This is a genomic window from Methanobrevibacter thaueri (assembly GCF_003111625.1).
In the GTDB taxonomy this organism is placed as follows: domain Archaea; phylum Methanobacteriota; class Methanobacteria; order Methanobacteriales; family Methanobacteriaceae; genus Methanocatella; species Methanocatella thaueri.
This window is the reverse complement of record NZ_MZGS01000006.1, coordinates 64,290-87,194: the sequence shown is the minus strand read 5'-3', so window position 1 is coordinate 87,194 and position 22,905 is coordinate 64,290. Positions and strand designations below refer to the sequence as shown.

General features: G+C 36.4%; 21 protein-coding genes and 1 CRISPR repeat array. Of the genes, 20 read left to right on the top strand and 1 reads right to left on the bottom strand.

Going from position 1 to position 22,905, the window contains the following annotated elements; all coding sequences use genetic code 11:
* Position 1 precedes the first annotated feature (1 nt).
* The 13 genes from MBBTH_RS00510 to MBBTH_RS00455 all read left to right on the top strand — a co-directional run bounded on the left by MBBTH_RS00510 (position 2) and on the right by MBBTH_RS00455 (position 15,161).
* Positions 2 to 1,318, top strand: coding sequence for a TIGR02710 family CRISPR-associated CARF protein (locus MBBTH_RS00510; protein ID WP_116591096.1), 1,317 nt, complete (start codon positions 2 to 4; stop codon positions 1,316 to 1,318).
* A 4-nt stretch (positions 1,319 to 1,322) separates the two neighbouring features.
* The gene (locus MBBTH_RS00505; RefSeq protein ID WP_116591095.1) at positions 1,323 to 1,988 is read left to right on the top strand and encodes a CRISPR-associated endonuclease Cas6; all 666 of its coding nucleotides are present in this window, start codon (positions 1,323 to 1,325) and stop codon (positions 1,986 to 1,988) included.
* Entirely contained in the window at positions 1,989 to 2,270 is a 282-nt protein-coding gene (gene cas2, locus MBBTH_RS00500) for a CRISPR-associated endonuclease Cas2 (protein WP_116591094.1), read from the top strand.
* Positions 2,267 to 3,271, top strand: a complete 1,005-nt coding sequence (gene cas1, locus MBBTH_RS00495; RefSeq protein ID WP_116591093.1) for a CRISPR-associated endonuclease Cas1 — start codon at positions 2,267 to 2,269, stop codon at positions 3,269 to 3,271. Before cas2 ends, cas1 begins: the two co-directional genes overlap by 4 nt.
* A 309-nt stretch (positions 3,272 to 3,580) precedes the next feature.
* A CRISPR array of direct repeats spans positions 3,581 to 5,973; the repeat unit is 37 nt; unit sequence ATTGCAAAGGAGTTTCCACTAAAACAAGGATTGTGAC.
* 119 nt (positions 5,974 to 6,092) lie between these two features.
* Positions 6,093 to 6,458 carry an HIRAN domain-containing protein gene (locus MBBTH_RS00490; RefSeq protein ID WP_116591092.1) on the top strand — a complete coding sequence of 122 codons (366 nt, stop codon included), beginning with the start codon at positions 6,093 to 6,095 and terminating at the stop codon, positions 6,456 to 6,458.
* Between the two features lie 68 nt (positions 6,459 to 6,526).
* On the top strand, positions 6,527 to 9,943 hold the full coding sequence (locus MBBTH_RS00485; protein WP_116591091.1) for an ATP-dependent helicase: 3,417 nt from the start codon (positions 6,527 to 6,529) through the stop codon (positions 9,941 to 9,943).
* A gap of 11 nt (positions 9,944 to 9,954) precedes the next feature.
* The gene (locus MBBTH_RS00480; protein ID WP_116591090.1) at positions 9,955 to 10,764 is read left to right on the top strand and encodes an AAA family ATPase; all 810 of its coding nucleotides are present in this window, start codon (positions 9,955 to 9,957) and stop codon (positions 10,762 to 10,764) included.
* 2 nt (positions 10,765 to 10,766) lie between these two features.
* Positions 10,767 to 11,582, top strand: coding sequence for a hypothetical protein (locus MBBTH_RS00475; RefSeq protein WP_116591089.1), 816 nt, complete (start codon positions 10,767 to 10,769; stop codon positions 11,580 to 11,582).
* Between the two features lie 157 nt (positions 11,583 to 11,739).
* On the top strand, positions 11,740 to 12,300 hold the full coding sequence (locus MBBTH_RS00470) for a YqhA family protein (RefSeq protein ID WP_207773296.1): 561 nt from the start codon (positions 11,740 to 11,742) through the stop codon (positions 12,298 to 12,300).
* 398 nt (positions 12,301 to 12,698) lie between these two features.
* Entirely contained in the window at positions 12,699 to 13,973 is a 1,275-nt protein-coding gene (locus MBBTH_RS00465; protein ID WP_116591087.1) for an ATP-binding protein, read from the top strand.
* 89 nt (positions 13,974 to 14,062) lie between these two features.
* Complete coding sequence (locus tag MBBTH_RS00460) at positions 14,063 to 14,248, top strand: hypothetical protein (RefSeq protein ID WP_116591086.1); 186 nt, start codon at positions 14,063 to 14,065, stop codon at positions 14,246 to 14,248.
* 9 nt (positions 14,249 to 14,257) lie between these two features.
* Entirely contained in the window at positions 14,258 to 14,371 is a 114-nt protein-coding gene (locus tag MBBTH_RS11230; protein WP_394340193.1) for a zinc ribbon domain-containing protein, read from the top strand.
* An 85-nt stretch (positions 14,372 to 14,456) separates the two neighbouring features.
* Complete coding sequence (locus MBBTH_RS00455) at positions 14,457 to 15,161, top strand: zinc ribbon domain-containing protein (protein ID WP_116591085.1); 705 nt, start codon at positions 14,457 to 14,459, stop codon at positions 15,159 to 15,161.
* 18 nt (positions 15,162 to 15,179) lie between these two features.
* On the opposite strand, the gene MBBTH_RS00450 is transcribed toward MBBTH_RS00455, so the two are convergent.
* The gene (locus MBBTH_RS00450; protein WP_116591084.1) at positions 15,180 to 15,455 is read right to left on the bottom strand and encodes a helix-turn-helix domain-containing protein; all 276 of its coding nucleotides are present in this window, start codon (positions 15,453 to 15,455) and stop codon (positions 15,180 to 15,182) included.
* 141 nt (positions 15,456 to 15,596) lie between these two features.
* Here MBBTH_RS00450 and MBBTH_RS00445 point away from each other — a divergent pair, with 141 nt between their 5' ends.
* The 7 genes from MBBTH_RS00445 (at position 15,597) to MBBTH_RS00415 (ending at position 22,903) form a co-directional block, all read left to right on the top strand.
* Complete coding sequence (locus MBBTH_RS00445; protein WP_116591083.1) at positions 15,597 to 16,526, top strand: SseB family protein; 930 nt, start codon at positions 15,597 to 15,599, stop codon at positions 16,524 to 16,526.
* A gap of 42 nt (positions 16,527 to 16,568) precedes the next feature.
* A complete protein-coding gene (locus MBBTH_RS00440) occupies positions 16,569 to 18,020 on the top strand; it encodes an AAA family ATPase (RefSeq protein ID WP_116591082.1) in 1,452 nt (483 codons plus the stop codon).
* Entirely contained in the window at positions 18,010 to 19,086 is a 1,077-nt protein-coding gene (locus tag MBBTH_RS00435) for a zinc ribbon domain-containing protein (protein WP_133241916.1), read from the top strand. The genes MBBTH_RS00440 and MBBTH_RS00435 overlap by 11 nt, the downstream gene beginning before the upstream one ends.
* 77 nt (positions 19,087 to 19,163) lie before the next feature.
* Positions 19,164 to 21,032, top strand: a complete 1,869-nt coding sequence (locus MBBTH_RS00430) for a helicase C-terminal domain-containing protein (RefSeq protein WP_116591080.1) — start codon at positions 19,164 to 19,166, stop codon at positions 21,030 to 21,032.
* A 45-nt stretch (positions 21,033 to 21,077) separates the two neighbouring features.
* Positions 21,078 to 21,950 carry an SseB family protein gene (locus MBBTH_RS00425; protein ID WP_165813990.1) on the top strand — a complete coding sequence of 291 codons (873 nt, stop codon included), beginning with the start codon at positions 21,078 to 21,080 and terminating at the stop codon, positions 21,948 to 21,950.
* A 36-nt stretch (positions 21,951 to 21,986) separates the two neighbouring features.
* Positions 21,987 to 22,556: a hypothetical protein gene (locus MBBTH_RS00420; protein WP_116591078.1), complete on the top strand. Its 570-nt coding sequence runs from the start codon at positions 21,987 to 21,989 to the stop codon at positions 22,554 to 22,556.
* Positions 22,557 to 22,591: 35 nt separating this feature from the next.
* Entirely contained in the window at positions 22,592 to 22,903 is a 312-nt protein-coding gene (locus tag MBBTH_RS00415; RefSeq protein WP_116591077.1) for a zinc-ribbon domain-containing protein, read from the top strand.
* Positions 22,904 to 22,905: the final 2 nt, after the last annotated feature.

Here is a 22,905-nt window from a genome sequence, read left to right as displayed (position 1 = left end):
TATGAAAGCTTTAATCTTAAGTTGCGGTGGTTCTCCCGAACCACTTATTTTTTGTATTGAAAATTTCAATCCTGACTTCACATACTTTTTGTGCTCAAATGATTCAATTGGTATAGCTCAAGACATTGCAATAGTTTCCGGTTTAAGTGAGGATCAATTTAAATTAAAAATCGTACAAAATCATGAAAGCTTAGAGGATGCTTTTGCAAAATCTAGGGAGATAATTCTTGAATTACGTAAGGAATATGATGAGATTCATGTTGATTTCACTGGCGGAACAAAACCTATGGTTTCAGGATTGGTCTTAGCTGCTATAGGTGAAGAATGCACATACTCTTATGTGGGAACTGAAAATTTAGCGGGCCGTGACAAAAACGGATTGGGCATCGTCCAAACGGGTTTTGAAAAAATAAAAGACCAAAGGGATCCCTATGATGTTTTTGCGGTAATGGAATTTAATCGTGGAATGGATTTCTTCAATAAGTATCAATTTGAGGCGGCTAAAACAAATTTTATGAAAGCAATTGAAAAGCTTGAATCAGAAAATCTTAAAGAGTTAGTGGAAATTTATTTGGAAATAGTCAATGTTTATGATTTATGGGATAAATTTAAAAATGTAGGAGAAGAAAAAAAGACACTAAATAGTATCTTATCAAAAATTATAGATGAAATTAATTCTTCTCAATATGTTAAGGAGTATTTAAATGAAAATTTTCCTGAATTTATACCGCAAATTCAAGAAAATATTGAATTTCTAAAGTTAAAGATTTCAAGGCGTGGTGTTCTTAAGTTGACTGATGTTCCATATTATTTGCCTGATTTATTGAATAATTCCTATAGAAGAATTGAGGAAGGCAAATATGATGATGCAGTTGCAAGATTATATCGCTGTATTGAGTTAATAGCTCAGGTAACATTAACCGAAGAAAAAATCATTGATGAAAATATTTTAAAATCGAATGCTGAATTTAAAATTAATAAAAATGATTTAAAAGCCAAATACAATGCTGATGCCGATTTTCTTGTTCAGGATTGGAATGAATATGTTAACTCTGGAAAAACATTTGGTGTTGGTCTGAAGAAAAGTTATGAACTTTTATCAGCATTAGGGTCCCAGTATGCAAAAAATTATTTAGCCGATGAAGATATAAAGAACAATCTCAGTTCAAGAAATAGGTCTATACTGGCGCATGGTCTTCAACCAATTGATAAGGAAAAAGCAGAAAAGTTATATTCTCAGGTTGTAACTTATGCAAAAAGGGCATTTCCTGATTTAATAAAATATATGGATATGGCCGAATTCCCAAAATTTGAATGATATTATGAAATACAATATGGTAAATTTAATATTAAAAACAGATTTAAAGTTAACTGCAAGTCCAACAAAGGTAAGAGGATTTATTGGAAATAATTTCAAGGAATACCCAATTCTCCATAACCATTATGCTAATGATAAATTCTTATATTCATATCCTTATGTGCAGTATAAAATTATCAATGGAGACATCGTCATTGTTGGAATTGATGAGGGGGCGGATTTAATTAAAAAGATCGCTCCTGAATTATCTACTTTGAGTTTAGATAAGGAATATAAAATCACGGAAAAACTTATTCATGAAAAGGAAGTTGATATCAAGCCAAGCTCAGAGGAAAAGCACTATAAATTCATAACTCCATGGTTAGGTCTCAACCAAAACAATTATCAAAAATACACTAATGTTAAAGACTGGAAAGAAAAAAAGGAAATTCTAAACAGGGTTCTCGTTGGCAATTTGCTTTCAATGTCAAAGGGTCTCGGAATAATAGTAAATAAACGTTTATATGCTAAAACTCACTTTGAAGAAAAGATTGTTGAATACAAGGGGGTTAAAATGAATGCGTTTATAGGAGAGTTTAAAGTTCACTATGACATTCCGGATTACTTTGGACTTGGTAAAGGGGTTTCACAGGGTTTTGGTTGCGTTAAGCAAATCTTTGATGAGGAATAAATGTTAACATTAGTTGTTTATGATATATCAGATACTGCTTCAAGGTCTAATCTAATTAAAAGACTCCAATACTATGGACTTAAGAGGATTCAAAAATCGGTTTTCATTGGATACCTTGAATTAAATGAAAGGTTAGATTTGGCGGAGGAGATTGAAGTCTATTTATCTAATGAAACTGACAGCATTATAATTTTTCCAATGTGTGGAAGTTGCAAAGAATCGATTTTAATTTCTGGCGATGCAGATATTCCACAAGATGACTTAACTTATAGATTTTTATGAGATTAATAATTGATGGATTTAATAAGACAATTAATAAACGTGATAATCAGATTGTTATTAAAGAAGATGGTCAAGAAATTGATTACTTTTTGCCAAAGGATTTAAAACAAATTGTTATTTTAGGCAAGGGGGCAATAACATTTGATGCAATTGCACTACTTGCGGAAGCTAATGTTGATTTGATAGCAGTTAATTGGAGAGGTGAAATCAAATACAGATTGGCTTCAAAGGAACATAACAATGTTCAGATTAGAAAACAGCAGTACCAATCGTTAAACGATTCAAGAAGTGGTTATTTAGCTAAAAAATTCATTGAATCCAAAATCAAAAATCAAAAATCCCTTTTAGGCGCATTATCCAGAAATAGAGGAGGAGTTAATTTTTTAGATTTTCAGAAAAATAAGTTAGATAATCTATCAAAGGCTTTGGCTGAAATAAAAAATAGACCCTCCGATAAAATACGTTCCGAAATATTTGGCATAGAGGGTATGGCTTCGCAGGTGTACTGGCAGGGAATTAGATACGTCATTGCTGATGACTTCAATTTTACTCATCGAAGCGGTAAGGGAGCACAGGATTTATTTAATTCAATGTTAAATTACTCATATGCAATTTTAGCATCTGAAGTTTTAAAATCGCTTCATATGTCTGGTCTTGATCCTTATGCTGGATTTTTACATGCTGATTTGTATGGAAGAACAAGTCTGGTTTTTGATGTCATGGAAGAGTTCAGGCAACAGGTCGTTGATCGGTCATTACTTCGACTGTTAAATTTGGGTCAAGTTGATAAGGATGATTTTGATGTGAAAGATGGTTTCGTATACATTGGTGAAGAGTGTAGAAAATTACTTGTCAAAACGGTCTTGGATAAATTAAATGGTAACGTTACATTTGATGGAATTCAAAAAACTTATTCTGATTTTATTGAAGTTGAATCTAAAAATATTGTGAACTTTTTGATGTATCAAACCCCTTATAAAACATTTTATATTAGATGGTAAAATGTGGCAACCTCCACTTTTTTGACTATTTTTAGATAATAACCTAATTTTTGTTAAAAATTTATTTTAATTTATTTTTGGATAAACCTAAAATAAAGATAAGGAAAGTGCTTTAATTTTAAGATTTAGTAACTCAGCTGTTCTTATCCTTTTTTAATTATTATTCATTTGAGGATTAATTAATAAAGTATTTATATTAAGTGTGCGAATCTTTATATATGATGGTTTAAATTTTAGATTCCCACATTAAGGTTGAAAATCACAGGCTTCTGAGCAAGTTATAGTGTAAAATAAGAAAATTTTTCCGCTATTGCAAAGGAGTTTCCACTAAAACAAGGATTGTGACTTATTTTGATTACACTAAAAGAACTATTTTTTTAAAATTGCAAAGGAGTTTCCACTAAAACAAGGATTGTGACTTATTTTGATTACACTAAAAGAACTATTTTTTTAAAATTGCAAAGGAGTTTCCACTAAAACAAGGATTGTGACAATTTTTCCAGAACTCATAATACATATCGAATTCAATTGCAAAGGAGTTTCCACTAAAACAAGGATTGTGACTTTTTAGCCTTGTAATCAATAGCCTCAATCTTGAAGATTGCAAAGGAGTTTCCACTAAAACAAGGATTGTGACTTAATTCCACTCATAATAATCACCTTATCATCTCTTATTGCAAAGGAGTTTCCACTAAAACAAGGATTGTGACGTTACTTTTATGTTTATGCAGTTGCTCATTTTTTTATTGCAAAGGAGTTTCCACTAAAACAAGGATTGTGACTTGTAGTCATACCATATTTCACCATTGCTTATAAAATTGCAAAGGAGTTTCCACTAAAACAAGGATTGTGACTCCGCCAGCCTGTCAGCTGTGTATTCGTATGCATGGATTGCAAAGGAGTTTCCACTAAAACAAGGATTGTGACTCTATTTCCTCTATTACACCGTCTGAGACACCCATATTGCAAAGGAGTTTCCACTAAAACAAGGATTGTGACGTATCCCATTCCACAATCTGGGGTCACAAATTCGTCTATTGCAAAGGAGTTTCCACTAAAACAAGGATTGTGACCATACTAAGTTCTCCGTTCTTATTTTTTAATAATATTGCAAAGGAGTTTCCACTAAAACAAGGATTGTGACTCGGTGAAAGAATCGTCAACGATTTTGTTTTGCAAATTGCAAAGGAGTTTCCACTAAAACAAGGATTGTGACTATATAAAGGTTTTGGTAAATTACTACAAAAAAATATTGCAAAGGAGTTTCCACTAAAACAAGGATTGTGACCAAGTTTAGCAACAGATTTATTCAAGAATACTTGGAATTGCAAAGGAGTTTCCACTAAAACAAGGATTGTGACTTTAAAAAGTCATTGTTGTATCCTTTATTTATATTGTCATTGCAAAGGAGTTTCCACTAAAACAAGGATTGTGACACCAAAACATTGCTTTTTTATTGTCTTTTTCAATTCATTGCAAAGGAGTTTCCACTAAAACAAGGATTGTGACCTAATTCCAACTACTTTGTTATGTCTTTCGCTCCAACTTATTGCAAAGGAGTTTCCACTAAAACAAGGATTGTGACCCCTTCTTTCTTTCATTGCAGGGGTAACTGTTGCATCAATTGCAAAGGAGTTTCCACTAAAACAAGGATTGTGACATTAGTTAAAACAGTATCTCCATGTTGTTTTTCTTTAAATTGCAAAGGAGTTTCCACTAAAACAAGGATTGTGACTTAAGCAGATACTATTCTTTCCAATTCCTACAACTTCTATTGCAAAGGAGTTTCCACTAAAACAAGGATTGTGACTCGAAATCAACATCGTGTTGCGCTTCGTATTCTAACTGCAATTGCAAAGGAGTTTCCACTAAAACAAGGATTGTGACATTTTAGTTTTATTATTCATAAATACCACATCTTATATTGCAAAGGAGTTTCCACTAAAACAAGGATTGTGACCTTTTTTAAGTCAAAACGGGACACGTACGCTATTTTAAATTGCAAAGGAGTTTCCACTAAAACAAGGATTGTGACTTTTCAATATTCTCAAATAATTTATCCATAGTTTGTATTGCAAAGGAGTTTCCACTAAAACAAGGATTGTGACATTGTTTAACTGTTTTGTTTACAAATTTTTTATTGTATTGCAAAGGAGTTTCCACTAAAACAAGGATTGTGACTCTTCACGAAACTTGGCTTTTGCCTCATTCTCCTTAAATTGCAAAGGAGTTTCCACTAAAACAAGGATTGTGACTCTCTCCATGTCGTTTTTATAGTCGTGCCAAATTTCCATTGCAAAGGAGTTTCCACTAAAACAAGGATTGTGACTCTTTCGATTCTTGCTAATTTTCTGTAGGAGATTTTAACTATTGCAAAGGAGTTTCCACTAAAACAAGGATTGTGACTTAGAACGCTTATTTCACTTTTTAGCGCTTTTTTAGCATTGCAAAGGAGTTTCCACTAAAACAAGGATTGTGACAAATTTTCCCCCCTACAAATTCTTTTTCTTTTTTTTATTGCAAAGGAGTTTCCACTAAAACAAGGATTGTGACCTTTTTCTTCTTTCAACTGAAACATTGAGACATACTTCCATTGCAAAGGAGTTTCCACTAAAACAAGGATTGTGACTGCATTTGCTCTTGTAGCAACTCTTTTTCTAATGAGATTGCAAAGGAGTTTCCACTAAAACATGGATTATGGCCTTTGAACAGTCAAGATATAGATTAAAATGGATATTCCAAAAGATTTTCCACTAAACTATTGAAAAATTTATAATATATTAAAACATAAATAAACACAAGTTATATTTCTGGTGATAAAATGGATGATAAAGAGCTATACACTACTATTGTTGGATTAAAAAACTATGAAGGTAATAAGGTTTTTAAAATTGGGTCTATTGTAAGATTAGTTAAAGAACCTGATAATGATTATGACCTTGAGGCTATTGCATGTGAGAATAAATATATTGGTAAAACCGGATACATTGCTAATAGTGCTAACACAGTGACTAAGGGGACTATGAGCGCCGGCAGAATTTATGACAAAATAGGTGATGTCAGCTACTGTGAGGTTAAGTTTGTCTCTAAGGATTCAGTTATTGCTAAAGTTTTAAGCGATGATAAAATCGAGGAACTTAAAAAAGAAAATGTTGAGGATACATTTTTCAATCCGCAACTTGATTAATAGTGTTTTAAGTGAAATTACATTTTTCATATTGCTTATGCTTTTTATAAACATTCAAAGGAGTTAATATGTCATATATAATCAAAAAACAAAAGTTATTCGGATCATACAAACAGATTAAAGAGACTTGCGCCAGAAATGGATATGAATTGCCCTCCCTATTAAAGAATTACCCGATTCCTAATGAACTCGACATAACAATTGAGGATTATTCGCCAAAAACTAAATTCAATGGCAATACTGATCAGGAAGAGCTCAAGGAATTCCTAAAAATGTATCCGGAGTTCTCGGATATTGCCATTGATTTGAATGATGAGCAACTGGAAGTTGTAACATATGACGGAGATAAATTTTTAAGTGTTGAGGCAGGTCCTGGTGCAGGTAAAACCAGAGTATTGATTGAAAAAGTCAATTACATGGTAAATGAACTTGGAGTTGATCCAGAAACATTATTAATCATTACTTTTTCAACCAAAGCTGCTGAAGAGCTTCAGGAAAGATTGGCCGAAGGAGATTTGCTTAAAAGTGATGTTCAAAAAATGCACATCTCAACAATTCATGCATTCTGTGGTAGGATCTTAGAGGAAAATGGTAAAGTTGGTTTAAATTTAATTTCAGATGATGCGGGTGAGAAAAACCTTCTATTTATTGGAAAACACATGGAAGAATTAGGCTTTGTCAAGGAAGCTTACATGTCAAACAGTGAAATTCCAAATATTGCTGATAAATATAACGAGTATTGTTCTTTTGATGTTGATATTGATAAATTAATTGATTATATTGAAAAAACAAGACCAATCAGTGAGGAATATGTAACATTTGTAAGAGATTATATGGAGAAAAACGACGGAAAATATCCATATGATGAAGTTAAAGAAAATGATGAGTTTAAAAAATCAAAATATAATGCTAAATATCTGCAAATTGCAAAATCCTATCCAATTTATGAGGAAATTCTAAAACGTGAAAAAGCAATTGATTTTGCCCATATGCAAAAGAATGCCCTGGAAATTGCTCAACAGGAAGATTTTAAAACACAATTTACTAATATTTTAATTGACGAGTTTCAAGACACTGATCCAATGCAGATGGCATTGTTTGAAGAGTTAATGAAAACTGCTGAAACATTTACTGTTGTGGGAGACATCAACCAGAGTATTTATGGTTTTAGAGGTTCAAATACAAATCCATTCACTTATCTAGCAAAAAAATACGATGATAAGTTTGAATTTAAAAGTTTACCGACTAATTACCGTTCAACTCATGAAATCATTGATATTTCAGAAGACTTTATCAAACATCAAAGACCAGAGGAATCTGCATTAGGTAAAGCCAAATGTGGCCGCCAAATCCATAATAACACTTATTATATGGTGAATAATTTTAATACTGCTAGAGGTAAGGGTAAAGAGTCAGTTGCAGTTGAAGCGGAAAATATTTTAAGAATTATCAAATATTTAATAGATAAAAAGAAAATTAATAAGTTATCTGACATTGGTATTCTGTTCCGTTCAGTTAAACCAAGCAGCTCAAAATGTGTTGGGCCTTTGCTTGAAAAATTAGAGGAAAACAATATTGATGTTGAAATAAAAACTAATGATTTACTTGACAAAGATGAAATCAAATCCGTTTTAACATTGTTCTATCATTTAGTTTCCGATGATGATCCTCACAAAATCTTCTTTAATAGCTGGGAAAGGGATTGGTTGAATTTAAGAGCATATGCTGACCAAATCCTATTTAAATTATCCGAGGAGACTAAAGAAATCTTATATAATTTACAGAGTAAATTTGAAGAGGAAGTCGTTAAAACCGAAAATCAGATATGGTTAAGAGATCATAAATCTGGAGGCAAGCAATCATTTGAAAAAGTTGTACAGGACCGTCCTGAGGAAATGTTAATTGAGATATTTGACTCAGTGACAAGGCCGATTTTATCAAATGAAAACCTACTTGAATATGGAATTACAAATGAAGATGATTTGGAATTCTTTAGAAAGTTAAATGATTTAAAAGATTCATTATATGCTGAGGATGTTAAGTATTATGAAAGACCAACAGTTTCAGAAGTCTATTTAAAATTGTTAACTGATGTTACTGGATTTTTAACAGAAGATGAGGTTTTAAGTAATGAGGAGGAGATAAATAATCTCTCACAAATCACCAGTTCTCTTCAGACTTTTGTTGATGTAAGATATGAACGTGATATTAGGGGAGCATTCTGGTTTATTTACCGTGTGATCGGCAATCATTCGGCATTTAAAGAGGATAAAAAGGATGCAATTCAGATAATGACAATTCATGGTTCAAAAGGTCTGGAATTTCCGGTGGTTATCATCCCATCATTTAAAAAAGATACTTTCCCTAAAAAATTCATTAATCCTGAAGAAAAAGATTGGATTAATATGGGTCCGGTTTATTTCACACCATATGACTGTTTATCTTATCCTAAATATGATGAGGAATTTGGTCTGGAGTTATCTCATGATATGGAAGAGGAAAGGGTTATTTATGTTGGAATGACTCGTGCTGAGGATGTTTTAATCTTATCTTCACTGGTTGATAATGTTAATCCTGAATTAGTCTCAGCACTTGAAAGTGGAGAATTTGAAAACCTTCCAAAAGGACCTGCAAGAATAGAAAGCGCAATTAATGAAAACCTGGATGCTTGCAGATTCATTGATATAGATGACATTCATATTGATGCAATACCAAGAAAGCCTGATGAGGAAGATAATTCCTACTGTATTGATTTAAGCTTTACTGCACTAGAAAACTATAATAACTGTCCGTTTAGGTATAAATTAGCAAATCAGATTGGTTTTAGCATCACCGAAAAGCAAGAAATCGATGAAGGAATATTTGTTCACAAAGCATTGGAAATAATTAACAAGGAAATCATAAACAATGATAATGTATTCATCGGCAATGATACAGTTGTAGAAATCATAACTGACTTATTTGAAAAATCAAATGAGGAATTGCATGAAGAAGACCCAGTTGAATATGAAAAACAGCTAAATGAAATCATAGAAAATGTAGTTTATTACTATGATAATTATGGTAGAGATTTAAAAATACTTGACAGTGAATATCCATTCTACCTTAAAGATAAAAATTATGCTCTTAAAGGTGTGGTTGATTTAATCTATGAAATAGATGGCAATTTGGGAATAATAGATTATAAAAACACACGCTTAGAAGATAAATATGAAGACAAGTTTAAAAAACAATTGCATTTGTATGTTTTAGCTCTAAGAGATCAAAATCAGGAATATGAAGGAAAAGAAATTTCTAAACTTCAGGTATATGCAATTAAATCTCAAAAAATGAAAGATATTGATATTGATGAGGCATACATTGAAGAGTTAAAATGTGAATTGGAACGTGTTGCCAAAAATATTCATGATGATAATTTCGAATCTTGCAAATGTGATGATTGCAAGTACTGTAAATACAAAAATATCTGTAAACAACAATTCTAATAGGGGATTATATGGATTTGGAAATAAATGATTTTAGACAAATAAATAATGCTAAAATCAATATTAAACGGATAAATGTTGTTGGTGGAGTCAACTCCAGTGGCAAATCAACAGTATCTAAAATATTATACTGTTATCTGAAATCAGAAATCAACGATGAATCAATAGATTATCTGCTTGACAGTGAAGAACTATCAGATTTAAATGATTCAAATATTAAATTCGAAACTGATTTTATCCCATCTGATATTTTCTATATTGATAATATTTCTGTTTTCGATTTAAAGGATTTGGAAATACTGAGATTGGACCATATAGTTCATATTAAGGAAGCTTTAGAAGAAGATATTTTAAATAATGACTCTGTCATTCTATCAAAAATCCAGAACATTATTAAAAGCGATTGTCTGATGTCACAGGAAAATTCATCAGGAATCAAAGAAATTGGAATTATACAACTTTTACTTCAAAACAATAAATTAAAAGAAGACGCATTTTTAATCATAGATGAACCTGAATCCAGCCTTCATCCTGAATGGGAAATCAAATATGCGGAAGTATTAGTTTTACTTGCAAAAGAGTTAAACATTCATATATATCTAAACTCTCATAGTCCAATGTTTATTGAAGCAATTTCACTTTACTCACAATATTATGATCTGTTAAATGAAACAAATTTTTACCTAACTGAAAAACAAAGCAATGGCAAGTACAACTTCAAGAAAATCAACCCAAAAAACATGGGGGAAGTCTATGAGAATCTGACCAGGCCATATGATGAACTTGACAAGCTCAAAGCCAAAATACTGTTCAAGGAGTAAAAATGACATTAACAGCTGATGAAACTAAATTTGTGGAATTCTTGGATTCATTCCCCCAGTTTTACAAAAAGGCTCATGAAATAGCCAAAAATACAAAGGGAATTTCAATCCTGCCTATGGAAGACGGCAAAAACGAGTTTAAAATGTATGCGTTAGATGACATCTGCCATTCCTGTAAAATATTCAGGGAAGGAAATTTGATGATTACTCCAAAGACAACAGATGCCATATGGTACAAAAAAGTCGGAGAGAACTTCTTCATTTTCCTGATAGAGTTTAAGGGAGACCTGTTATGCAGAAACTCAAGCAAGTGCACATTGGTGGAAGTCATTGACAATTTAAACAATAAAAACTATAATGACGAGCTTGAACATGAACTGTTCTTATTAGATAAGATTCTATTAAAATACTCAGATAGAATGCTCAATGGTCTTGCAGCTAAACCTTTAGAGACAGTAACAATAGCATTACCGTTAATCTATGAGGAATATTATGAGAAAAATAAGGGTGATGTTGAATACTTAGATATTCGTAACTTTTTAAAGAATTGCAGAATCGTTTATCGTGTGGTTTCAATTTCAGAGGATTATGAGCCTAACCGCCAAAGGACACGCTCAAGATCTTATAGATGTTCTAATATCATTCCCTCAGTCTGCAAAAAACTTGCACGTGAAAAACACGACCGTGAACTGGATTCATCCTATGAATCAAGCCTTCAGACTTATCACAGAAGATATGAAAGAGCGGGTATTGTTTATAGTGCAGGTTTTGTAGATAATATGGCTTTTAATAATTTCATTGAGAATTATTTGAAATAATAATTGATGTTTATTCATTAGTATTACACTTCACATTCAACGATTTTTATTTCCGATTTAATTTCTCTCCAATGTAATAAATACCTTATATATAAAGCATTTCGTTTATTTGAGTTATATCCCATTAAAGAAATAAAATAGTATAGAGAATTCTTGAATTCTTAAAAGATTTAAAGGTGATATCATTTCATTAAGGGATGACATAGAGGACTACAGTGAGAAGCTGCTTTATGCGGGAAGGTGGATTCTATCCCCTATTTACATTATCCTGGTTTTCGTGCTCTTCCTGATTCTCTGCAAGTTCGTCATGAACGTCGTTGACTTTGTCATGATAATGTCAACGCTGGACTATGACGAGTGGATCATTCAGATTCTGGAGCTGCTTGACCTGTCCCTGCTTGCCAATCTTGTTCTTCTCGTTGCCTTTTCAGGCTATGAGAACTTCGTTTCCAAGATTGATGTTGCGCAGGACCATGTTGACCGTCCTTCATGGATGGGAAGCCTTGACTTTTCAGGTCTTAAGCTGAAAATCATCGGTTCAATCGTTGCAATCTCTCTGGTGGAGCTTTTGCAGGACTTTCTGCATGCGGGTTCGCTGGATCCTCATATGGAATTTTGGAGAATCGCCCTTCACTTGACATTTGTCTTTACGGGCCTTGTCTTTGCCGGAATGGAGGTTTTGGCAGATAAGCGTCATGAGGGCGGGGATTTGGATTAAATTTTTTTAATCCTTTTTTCTTTTTTTACGTATATTATGTAAGGGAATAAACGTTCTTTTTGCTTATTTTTTATAATATTCAATTTAAATAACTTATTTTTATTATTTTAAATAGTAAAATTTATATATGATGTTTTAATCGTAACAATTTTTCACAATGGCTTCAATAAGCTTTAAATAGAAATAAAACCAATATTTAACTATCTAAAACCATCGAATAAATCAATGGAGTGATAAAATATGAATTATTTTATTTTTCATATTTTTTTATTTCTACCACTGTTTGAAATAAATGTTGTAAATCTATAAATAGTTAAATATATTATCAAAAAATAGTTAAATATATTATCAAAAAATAGTTAAATATATTATCAAAAAATAGTTAAATGGGTGCTTCTATGAAATATATAGCCAGATATTTGGATGATGAATTAAATCAATGGATGAATGTTATTGGTGCAGTACTTATTGTTGGCCCTAAATGGAGTGGTAAGACAACTACTGCGGAACGATACTCAAAAAGTGTTTTAAAACTTCAGGATATTGATAAACAAGAGCAATATCAAATGTGGTTAGATATTAGGCCTTCTAAATTATTGGAAGGTGAGAAGCCTAGATTGATTGATGAATGGCAAATGGCACCAATTTTATGGGATGGGGTTAGGAATGCTGTTGATGAACTTCAAGGTGAGGGATTATATATATTAACTGGCTCTACTGTAGTTGATGAATCAAAAATTATGCATTCAGGAACTGGTAGAATTCACAGGCTACTTATGAGGCCTATGAGTTTATATGAAAGCGGTGAATCAAATGGGAAAATTTCTATTGAGGAATTATTTGACAATCCTAAAATGGAAATTGATGGTATTGAATCTGATTTAACAATGGATGATTTAATTTTTGCAGCATGTCGTGGAGGTTGGCCCGATTCTATAAACAAAAAGAACGATAAAGATAAATTATTAATTGCATATAATTATTTAGATAACATATCTGAAAGTGATATTTCTAAAATTGATGGTGTTAAACGTGATTCAGATAGAGTTAAACTCATTTTAAAAGCTATTGCTAGAAATAATTCCACTTTAGCTAAAGACACAACAATTATGGCAGATATTTCCGCAAACTTTGGGGATATTAGCAAACCTACATATTATTCATATGTCGATTCTTTGAAACGTTTATTTGTTATTGAGGATTTAAGCGGATGGGCTCCAAACATTAGGTCAAAATCATCAATGAGGTCTGGAAATAAAAAAGTATTTATTGACCCTTCTATTGCGGTAGCTGCATTAAATATGAGTCCAAAAGCTTTTAATACAATTGATGGTTTAAAAACTTTCGGTTTTATTTTTGAAAATCTATGCATTCGCGATTTAAGTGTATACACTTCTAAATTTGGAGGTTCAATATCCTATTATCATGACAATTCAGATACTGAGGTTGATTGTGTTGTACACCTCAATGATGGAAGATATGCTTTAATAGAATGTAAATTAGGAAAAACTAAAATAGAAGAAGGCGCTCAAAATCTACTAAAGGTAAATAAATTAATCGAAGCTAATGATGAAATTAGAAATCCTAGTTTTTTAGCTGTTTTGACTGGGGGAGAAATAGCGTATACTAGAAAAGATGGAGTTAAAGTTATTCCAATTGGATGTTTAAAATAAAGTTCTCTACTCGACAAAAAATTTTCACCAAATATCAAAACCTTAATATACTACCTAATAACAACTTGTGTATAACAGGTAGTGATAACATGATTACATGCAACGTATGCGGACACTTGAACAGCCCCGAAAGGGCAACATGTGAAAATTGCGGCTCTGACTTGTCAGACAGCCCGGACTGGGATATATTTGAGATTGACGATTTCGGTGATGACATGCTTGATTTTGACGATGCGGAAGAGCTGGGATATGTGGATCCCGACGACTATGAGTGAGGTGAGAAGATGTGGGAATGCGATTACTGCGGCGAGATGAACGACGACGACACCGATGTCTGCGAGTACTGCGGAGCCGTGAACGGCGTCAACATGGGTTGGGTCGGCGAGACCTACGGATGATTTTTCAAAGCAATGTAAATTATACATTGCATCTTTTTTTCATTTTCTAAATATTTATAAATTTCAAAGTCATAGATATTAGTGTATGGAACTTAAGAACTTTTTCAGGAATTCCTCAAATGAAATCTATAATCAGAATATGGATTTGCTGGAAGACTATGATTTGATAACACCATTAGGTTCCCCTAACAAACTCTTTTTAAAATTTCTGAACTCCAAAAGCCTTGAAATAAAAAATGATGAAATCACCGCTGAGCTGATTGAGGAGTTTGAAAGCTCGCTTGATTCAATAAACCTCCGTCTTGCCAAAAACCAGAGGGAAAAGGAGAACATCTTCAGGCAGGAAAGGGTCTGGATCAACATACTCCAGAACGGCGAATGGATCGGAACAGACCTGCTTTTAGAGCATGACGGCGTGGTGATTGAAAAGACCAAGGAGAAGTTATTGTACTCTGAAATGTCTGAAATCAACATTTCCGAAGGTGGATGGTCCAAAAACAAGATCACAATTGACACCTATGATGATGAGTTCACCTTTGAAATCAATGAAAGCAAGGCCGTGCCCCTAATGGAGATTCTTGAGGACAACATCGAGAATCAGAACCGTGACGAGATTGATGATCTGATGGATTTGTACGCACTCTTTGAGGAGGGAAAGATTTCCGAGGAGGAGCTTGAAATCAGAAAGGCCTTGATTTACAGTGATGACAGGTACTGCACCAATTGCGGTGAGAAACTGGATGCGGATGCGCAATTCTGCTCCAATTGCGGTCAGGCTGTTGAGGACTAGGCTTGAGTGACGGTCGGTTCACTTTTCAAGAATCTTTAGGACGGCAGAGCCCAGTTCGGTGTTCTGATATATCCTGCCCTTGCTTGCTTCCTCGTTTTTGCATTCGACAAGATTCTTTTCCTTCAGGTCATGAAGTGAGTTTGATATTTGGGTGACCCTGATGTTTGTCTTCTTGGCGATTTCGCTCGGTATCAGGAAATTGTCTTCAAGTGCCTTCAATGTGGCGTATCTGGTTTGTGAGACCTTGATAAAGCCTATTATGGCCCACATTTCATCTTCATTAAGTTTTTCCATGTTATTATCATTTCTATTAGGTTAAATAATAGGTTTTTTACAGTATTGTTAACAGTTTTTAATGAGATTGTATAAATATTGCCCTTATTGCTAACAATTTATATATATAATAAATACCTTACATTTTATCAAGTGATAATTATGCAGAGAAGTTACGTGACTAACAATCATTTGGTAAGCAAGTTCAATGAAATCGGAGGCTACTTCGAGGATGGAAATGAAGTGCCTGAATATCTTTTTATCCAATTCGTGCAGGAGTTGGGCGTTTCTAATTTACTTATTCCGGGAATAATTGAGGATGATACACTGAGTTTTGATATATTGACATCTGATGATGAATCAATCGACGTCCTGCCGCTTTTCAGCGATGATGAGGCATTCATCGAATGCTACGGTGAGGACAGCGAATTCAGCCCCATTGCAAATGACATCAGGATCTACATTGACCTTTTAAACGACAGCGAGCTTGACGGAATACTCTTCAATCCCGATAGCGTTGATTTCCTTCTGGAAAGGGACATATTGGTGAACCTGCCGCTGCCTCCGGTTATTGAGACAGACGATGAGTTTGAAGGATACGATGGCGAAAGGCTCCTGAACATAGCCCAAGAAGCCTCAAACGATTCATTGATTGAGTTTTTAAAAAGCGATGACGACAGCTTTGAGGCGCTTATGCTTGAGCTTCAGAAATCCACACTGCTCAATGCCGTCGTAAGCGAGGAGGACCTATCAGTCTATGCCAAAAACGGAGTGATATCCAGTGAGGATGCGGGGGAATTTCTCCTGTGCACAACAGGCGATGAGGAAACCCAATTTGGAGTTCTTTTCACAAGCGCAGACGCAATAAGGCAAGGTCTCGATGAGGAATCCGAGATGAACTGCTACTGCCAGGTTGCATTGCTTGGCGAGTTTCTTGAATTTGTCCTCAAAAGTGACATGGACGGCATAATAATTAATCCAGGTTCCGATGACTATTTAATAGGCAGAGAGGCATTGCTTGAGGCATATGGCGGATTGGCACTTGACAATCCCGCATTCAAAAATGCGAGGGATTATGCTTTCATGCTGTGAATACCCACAAATTTATAACTTATTCTAAATATACTATTGTACATGTTAGAGTGGACAGTTTGCAACAATTGTGGAAAAATCCTTGACAACTCACAGACCGCATGCCCGACATGCGGTTCTCAAGTCGACAAGATAGACATAGGCTATCTGAGCAATGAACTAGCCAAATTGAAGTTTCTGGTGAACACCTTAAACGTTTTCAGGCCATACTGCGAATCCTTGAATGACCTGGACGTATCCCTGGAAAGCGTCATCCTTGACGATCTCTTCCAGTGGTTTGCCTATCTCGGATTGGGCGATGAGGTGATTACCGACAACGAGCTTGAGTTCATAAACACCCTGCTTGGCTCCACATATACGAAGGATGATATTTATAACCTCTCAGATTTGAAACTGGACTCCACTCAACTGCTGTCATTCAAGTGCCTGAGCGAACTGGATTCATTCGGCCAGGGCTTTGACATGCATAACCTAAACTCAGCAAACGAGCTCTACGAGTGCTTCAAGCTTTTCGGCAAGTTCTTCATAACCGTGGACAACCGGCTGGATGAGAAGGTGCTTGGCGACTACAATGAATGCATAGGATTTTTAAAGGACAAGTACGCAAACATCACCGAAAGGCCAATCACTCTGAATATCCCTGACGCTGAGGAGGAAATCGAAGAGGAAGAGGAGTCACTTGAGGACTATCTGGCCGAACTGAACAAGCTGATAGGTCTTGAAAACGTTAAAAAGGATGTAAATTCACTGATCAATCTAGTCCAAATAAGGAAAATACGCGAATCCCGTGGAATAAAGCAGCCCGCCATGAGCCTGCATCTGGTGTTCAGCGGAAACCCTGGAACCGGAAAGACCACTGTTGCACGCCTTCTTGCCAAAATCTACAGGCAGATTGGCGTTTTGAGCAAGGGACATCTGGTTGAAACCGACAGGTCAGGTCTTGTTGGAGGATATGTCGGCCAGACCGCCATAAAGACACAGGAGGTAATCCAGTCAGCGTTGGGCGGAATACTCTTTATAGATGAGGCATACAGCCTTGCATCCACCAGCGAGAACGACTACGGAAGGGAAGCGATTGACACGATTCTCAAGGCCATGGAGGACAACAGGGACGATTTCATAGTGATTGTCGCCGGATATACTGAACTGATGGACAGGTTCCTACACTCAAATCCCGGCCTCGAGTCACGTTTCAACAAGTTCCTGGAGTTCAGGGACTACACTGCCGAAGAGCTCTACGACATATTCATACTCATGGCCGATGAGGCCAACCTGTGGGTCGATAAGGCCGGCTGCAAGTATCTTGAGGAATACTTTGACAGGCTGGTTGAAAACAAGCCCGCCAACTTTGCAAACGGCCGTGCCGTGCGCAACCTCTTCGAGGAGGTGCTGACCGCACAGGCAAACAGGCTCGCTCCTCAAAAGGAGATTACCGATGAAGAACTTAACACATTAACATTTGAGGATTTCCTGGTTGATGAAAATGAAGACTAAAACTTGTAAGAAATGCGGAAACACAGTGGAAGTCACTGCAAAATACTGTCAGAAATGCGGCAGCAACGAATTCATACAGAAAGCGGAGGTCGTGGTGCAAAGGTCACAGCCTTCAACAGTGCATAAACTGTTCTATTGGGATTATGACGGCCAATACATCTTGTCCAAGTCAAAACTGGCCGGAATTTCAGCTTTCCTTCTCTTGGCATCAATGTGTGTACTTTCAAACGCTCCGGTTGCGATAATCATCATTGGAGCAATAATCGGCGCCCTGATATTTTTCCTGGGTTTTGCCATTCATAACCTGAGGTCAAATCCATCAAAAAGCAAACTGGACTATAACGATTATGGAGTTCTGCAGGACTTATACCATTTGCTGTTCTTTTGGCAGAACAAGAAGACAGGCCAGTTTGTGCTTTCAAAGACAAAGATAATTTCACATCTCATCTTTCTGCTTTTCGCAGCCATCGCATGTTTCCTGCCAACTGCCAAAAGCTTATTTGCGGTGATTCTCTTCGGAATGTTCTTTGAAGTTCCTGCATTCCTCATAGGATACGGAATTCATAAGCTGACCAATCCATATCCCGTCAATCCGAAAAGGGAAATTCCAAAGCCGAAGGAGATGCCGAAACCAAAACCTGAAATTAAAAGGCCGGTTGAAACTCCAGGATCCGTGCCGGAATACATGGGATACAAAACCCAGATTGAGGACATGATAAGGGAATATGAAGTTAAGGAGGCGCATACCCGTGATTTGATTGAAAAGCGCTTCGAACCGCCTCAACTGACCTATTCCAGATTCATCGGCGTGGTGGACAAGTCAACAAAAATGTTCAACCACCAATCCGATTCCGCACTGACAATGATCAACCTGGCCAACGACTACTCCCCTAAAATCGAAAACGAAATCAAAAGCAAAATCAGCGTCCTAAGGCAAATCATCTCAAAGCTTGACGATTTGACAAACGAGCTGGTCCTGACAATGGAAAAGTCAGATGACAATGAAATCAACAGCCTCTTTGATGACATGTCAAACCTGATTAATTCCGTCAACGATTACGATTAGTTTCCAAGCGCTCTCGGTTAAACCATTTAAATATTGAGGATTAAAATTAGTCATAATAATGATTATCTTGTGATTTGATGGATTGGCAGTACAGTTACTATTCAGAAATAGACCCGGAAGCGGTCCGCAATTTCCCATTCGAAAGGCCCAGGGACGCCCAGTTGGAAACCATTTCAGAAATCCGCAAAGCCATTGCCAAGGGATACCGCTACATCGTGCTGGAAGCGGGTACGGGAACCGGAAAATCAGCAATAGCAGCAACACTGGCCAACATGAGCGAATCATCATACATACTGACCGTCACCAAACAGCTTCAGGACCAATACCTTAAGGATTTCAAAAACTTCAAACTCGTAAAGGGAAGGTCCAACTTTCAATGCAGAAGCTATCTTGAGGAGAATGTGCACCAGTCCTGCGAGGAGGGCAAATGCATCGTTGAGGGATTCAACTGTCCATACTCAATAAAAAACGAGAATCCTCCGACATGCCATTACTACGCCCAGAAATACGATGCATTGAACGCAAAGAACGTCATTGCCAATTACCATTACATGTTTTTGGAACTCAATTACGTTGAGGATTTCACAAAAAGGGAACTGCTCATATGTGATGAGGCACATAACCTCGAGTCAATGCTTATGAGTCAGCTGAAGCTTGAATTTGCCAAAAGCGACCTTAAGGAATACATCCGCTATGAGCTGACGGACGATACGATAGATGACCTGAATAACGGCAGCTATAACGACTGGATCATATTCATCGAGGAGATAAAGTCAGCATACATCACTGAGCTGTCAAAAATCGAGAACCTAAACAAGCCGGTCCTGCTTGAAAAGATCTCTGCCCTAAAGCAGAAGATCAGCGACTGCAACAGGTTCGTTGAAAACATCAACTATGACCCCGACAGCTGGATAATTGATTATGATGAGGAGTTCGAAACCCTGGAGTTCAAGCCGGTTAAGGTGGACAGCTATGCGGTAAACACGCTCTTTGACTTTGCCGACGTTTCGCTTTTCATGAGCGCCACCATACTGGATTATGAGCTCTTTGCAAAATGGCTTGGAATTGACCCCTCTGAGATATATGCAATCAGGCGAAGAACTCCATTTGACAATGCACGAAACCCAATAATAGTTTCAAACGAGTATAATCTATCAAAATCCTATATCAGGCTGAATGCTCCAAAGACAATTGAATTATTGGAGGACATCCTGTCCAGTCATGAAAACGAGAAGGGAATAATCCACACCGTAAGCAGCGAATGCATGTGCTTCATAATGGACAATGTCAGAAGCGACAGGCTGATTGCCCACAACACCAAAAACCGCTCTGAAATATTGGAGGAGTTCAAAAGAAGCGATGAAGCATTGGTTCTGGTTTCCCCTTCAATGGATGAGGGCGTGGACCTGCCGGGCGACGAGTGCAGGTTTCAGATAGTCTACAAGATTCCCTATCCTGATTTGGGAAGCAAGCAGGTCAAGTCACGCATTGCCCTTGACGGCGAGTGGTATGACTACAAGACAAGCCTGAGGCTTGTTCAGACTCACGGAAGGGGAATGAGGTTTGTGGAGGACTACTGCAAGACATATTTCATCGACAACCGGTTGAAAAACTATGTCCTCACAAGCAAGTTCATCCCCGAGGACCTAAAGGATTTTGTAAGGTCAAAGGCTGACATTAAGGAGGGTTTGGATTATCTCAACGACAGCGACTATGAAAATGCAATCAGGTTCTTCAAGGGACTTGTTAAAGAGGATGCCGATGATTTCAGAGTGTATCTATACCTGTCCAGGGCATATCATGAAAGCGACCTATATGAGGAGGAACTGCAGGTCATTTTCAGGTATCTTTCCAAATATCCGAAGGACTACGGTCATTTCAAATCCAGCCTTGAAGTGCTGGACTCAATGGGATATTTCGATTTGGGCCAATATCAAAAATTCTAAATATTACCCGTGACATAAATAGGTATGATGAGCAACCATAAGCATTTGAGAGTAGTAATTGAGGACATTTATGCCAATGGAAACAGGCTGAATGAAAACCTGGCGCTGAAACTGGTCAATGAGTTCAGGTATTCCAATCTGTATATTGCGGCTAAAAAGGAGAACGATACGCTGAATTTCATCACCTACGAGTACAATGACATGAAGCTGACAGCGCTCTTCACCGACCATGACGAGTTCCGCAAGTTTCACCATGAGGATGACATCCAGCTTCTGCAGAATTCCTTCGAACTGTACCAGAACATCCTGAAAACCACTGATTTCGACGGATACATCCTGAATCCGGCCTCTGAAAAGTATCTCTTTACAAAGGAATTCATTTTGACAATAACCAACATCCCAAAGACCAACTTCTACACCACTGATGCATATTCAGCAGGTGAGCTCCTTGACATCTACCGGAATGTCGACAATAGATATCTGGAGGAGTACATTTCCAATCCCAAAAACGTCGGCGATTATGAGATGCTCTTTGAAAGGTTGGCAAATTCCACAATACTGACGCTGATGGTGAGCGATATGGAATTCGATAACGACATTATTGACTTGAGGGAAATAGGCCCTGTTGCCGGAATGTACACCGATAAGGTCGGAGGCATTTACGTGACCATATTCTCGTCAACAGACAGAATCAGGCATGTCAACACCTCCAAGTTCAAGTACGCCCAGCTTGTGAATCTTGCAATGCTTGTCAATTATGTTCTTGTTGAGGATTTGGACGGTATAGTGCTTAATCCGGACAGCGACAATGTGCTGATTCCAAGATCGGTTCTCTTGAGGTATTCCCTTGGTTTTGAAAGGTATGCCAATGATGCGAGATTGTGCGAAGCCCTCTATTACATGTTCGCCTTGGATTAAAAAATTTTAATACTTACTTTTTTTATATTAATTATCATGTCTGAATTATCCGAGTTAATCAAAATTAACAAAAACATTGAAAATCAAAACAAGGAGATCATTCGCCTACTGAAAAAGATTGCAGGCGAGGACGAGGATGACAATCAGGTTTCATTCGAATACGTGACCCTGGACTCACCATATGATGATGTCGAGTTCTGCGAGGCTGATGATATGCCTCAGGTTCTTGACGATTCACTTGATGTCGGTGAGGTATTCTTCATAGAGGAAGACGTCTTCAAACTATCTATCAAAAATAATGAAATATGCCTCGATAATTTAACAGGCAGTGACGAATGTATTGATTATTCTTTAGCGGAAATCATAGCAAATGAATCCATCAATCAAAACCAAAGTTTGGAAGGCTCTACAGTTATACTCACCGAGACAACTAATGGAAAGTTGCCGCAAACCATTAAAAAGTGCATTGATGCAGGGGCGAAAAAGGCATACCTTCCATGGAAACAGTCAATGGAACTTCTGGGAGCGCCGCCACAGCTCCAGGAAATGATAGAGATAGACCTCTACAGGACAAGCGAGCACCTGATTGAAAAGCTTTTTGAATAATTAATTATTTAAAACACTAAAAATAATATAATATTATGTCTAAATTCTGTCCAAAATGTGGTGAAAAGCTGGTTGACAGTGCAATGTTCTGTAAAAATTGCGGGGCAAGCCTGGAAGGAATTCCAAACCCGCACCAAACAACAGCCGGTGAATATCGCGTGCCTGTAGTGGAAGATGACCACAAGATTGCAGTCATCGCCGGTTATGTCCTGGCAATACTGTTGCCGCTTTTCGGATTTATAGTCGGAATTTACCTTTTGACAAGAAACTCGCAAAACGCAAGGAAGCACGGCAAGTACGTGATGATTGTGGCTGCGGTCCTATGGATCATATCATTTTTATTGTAGTG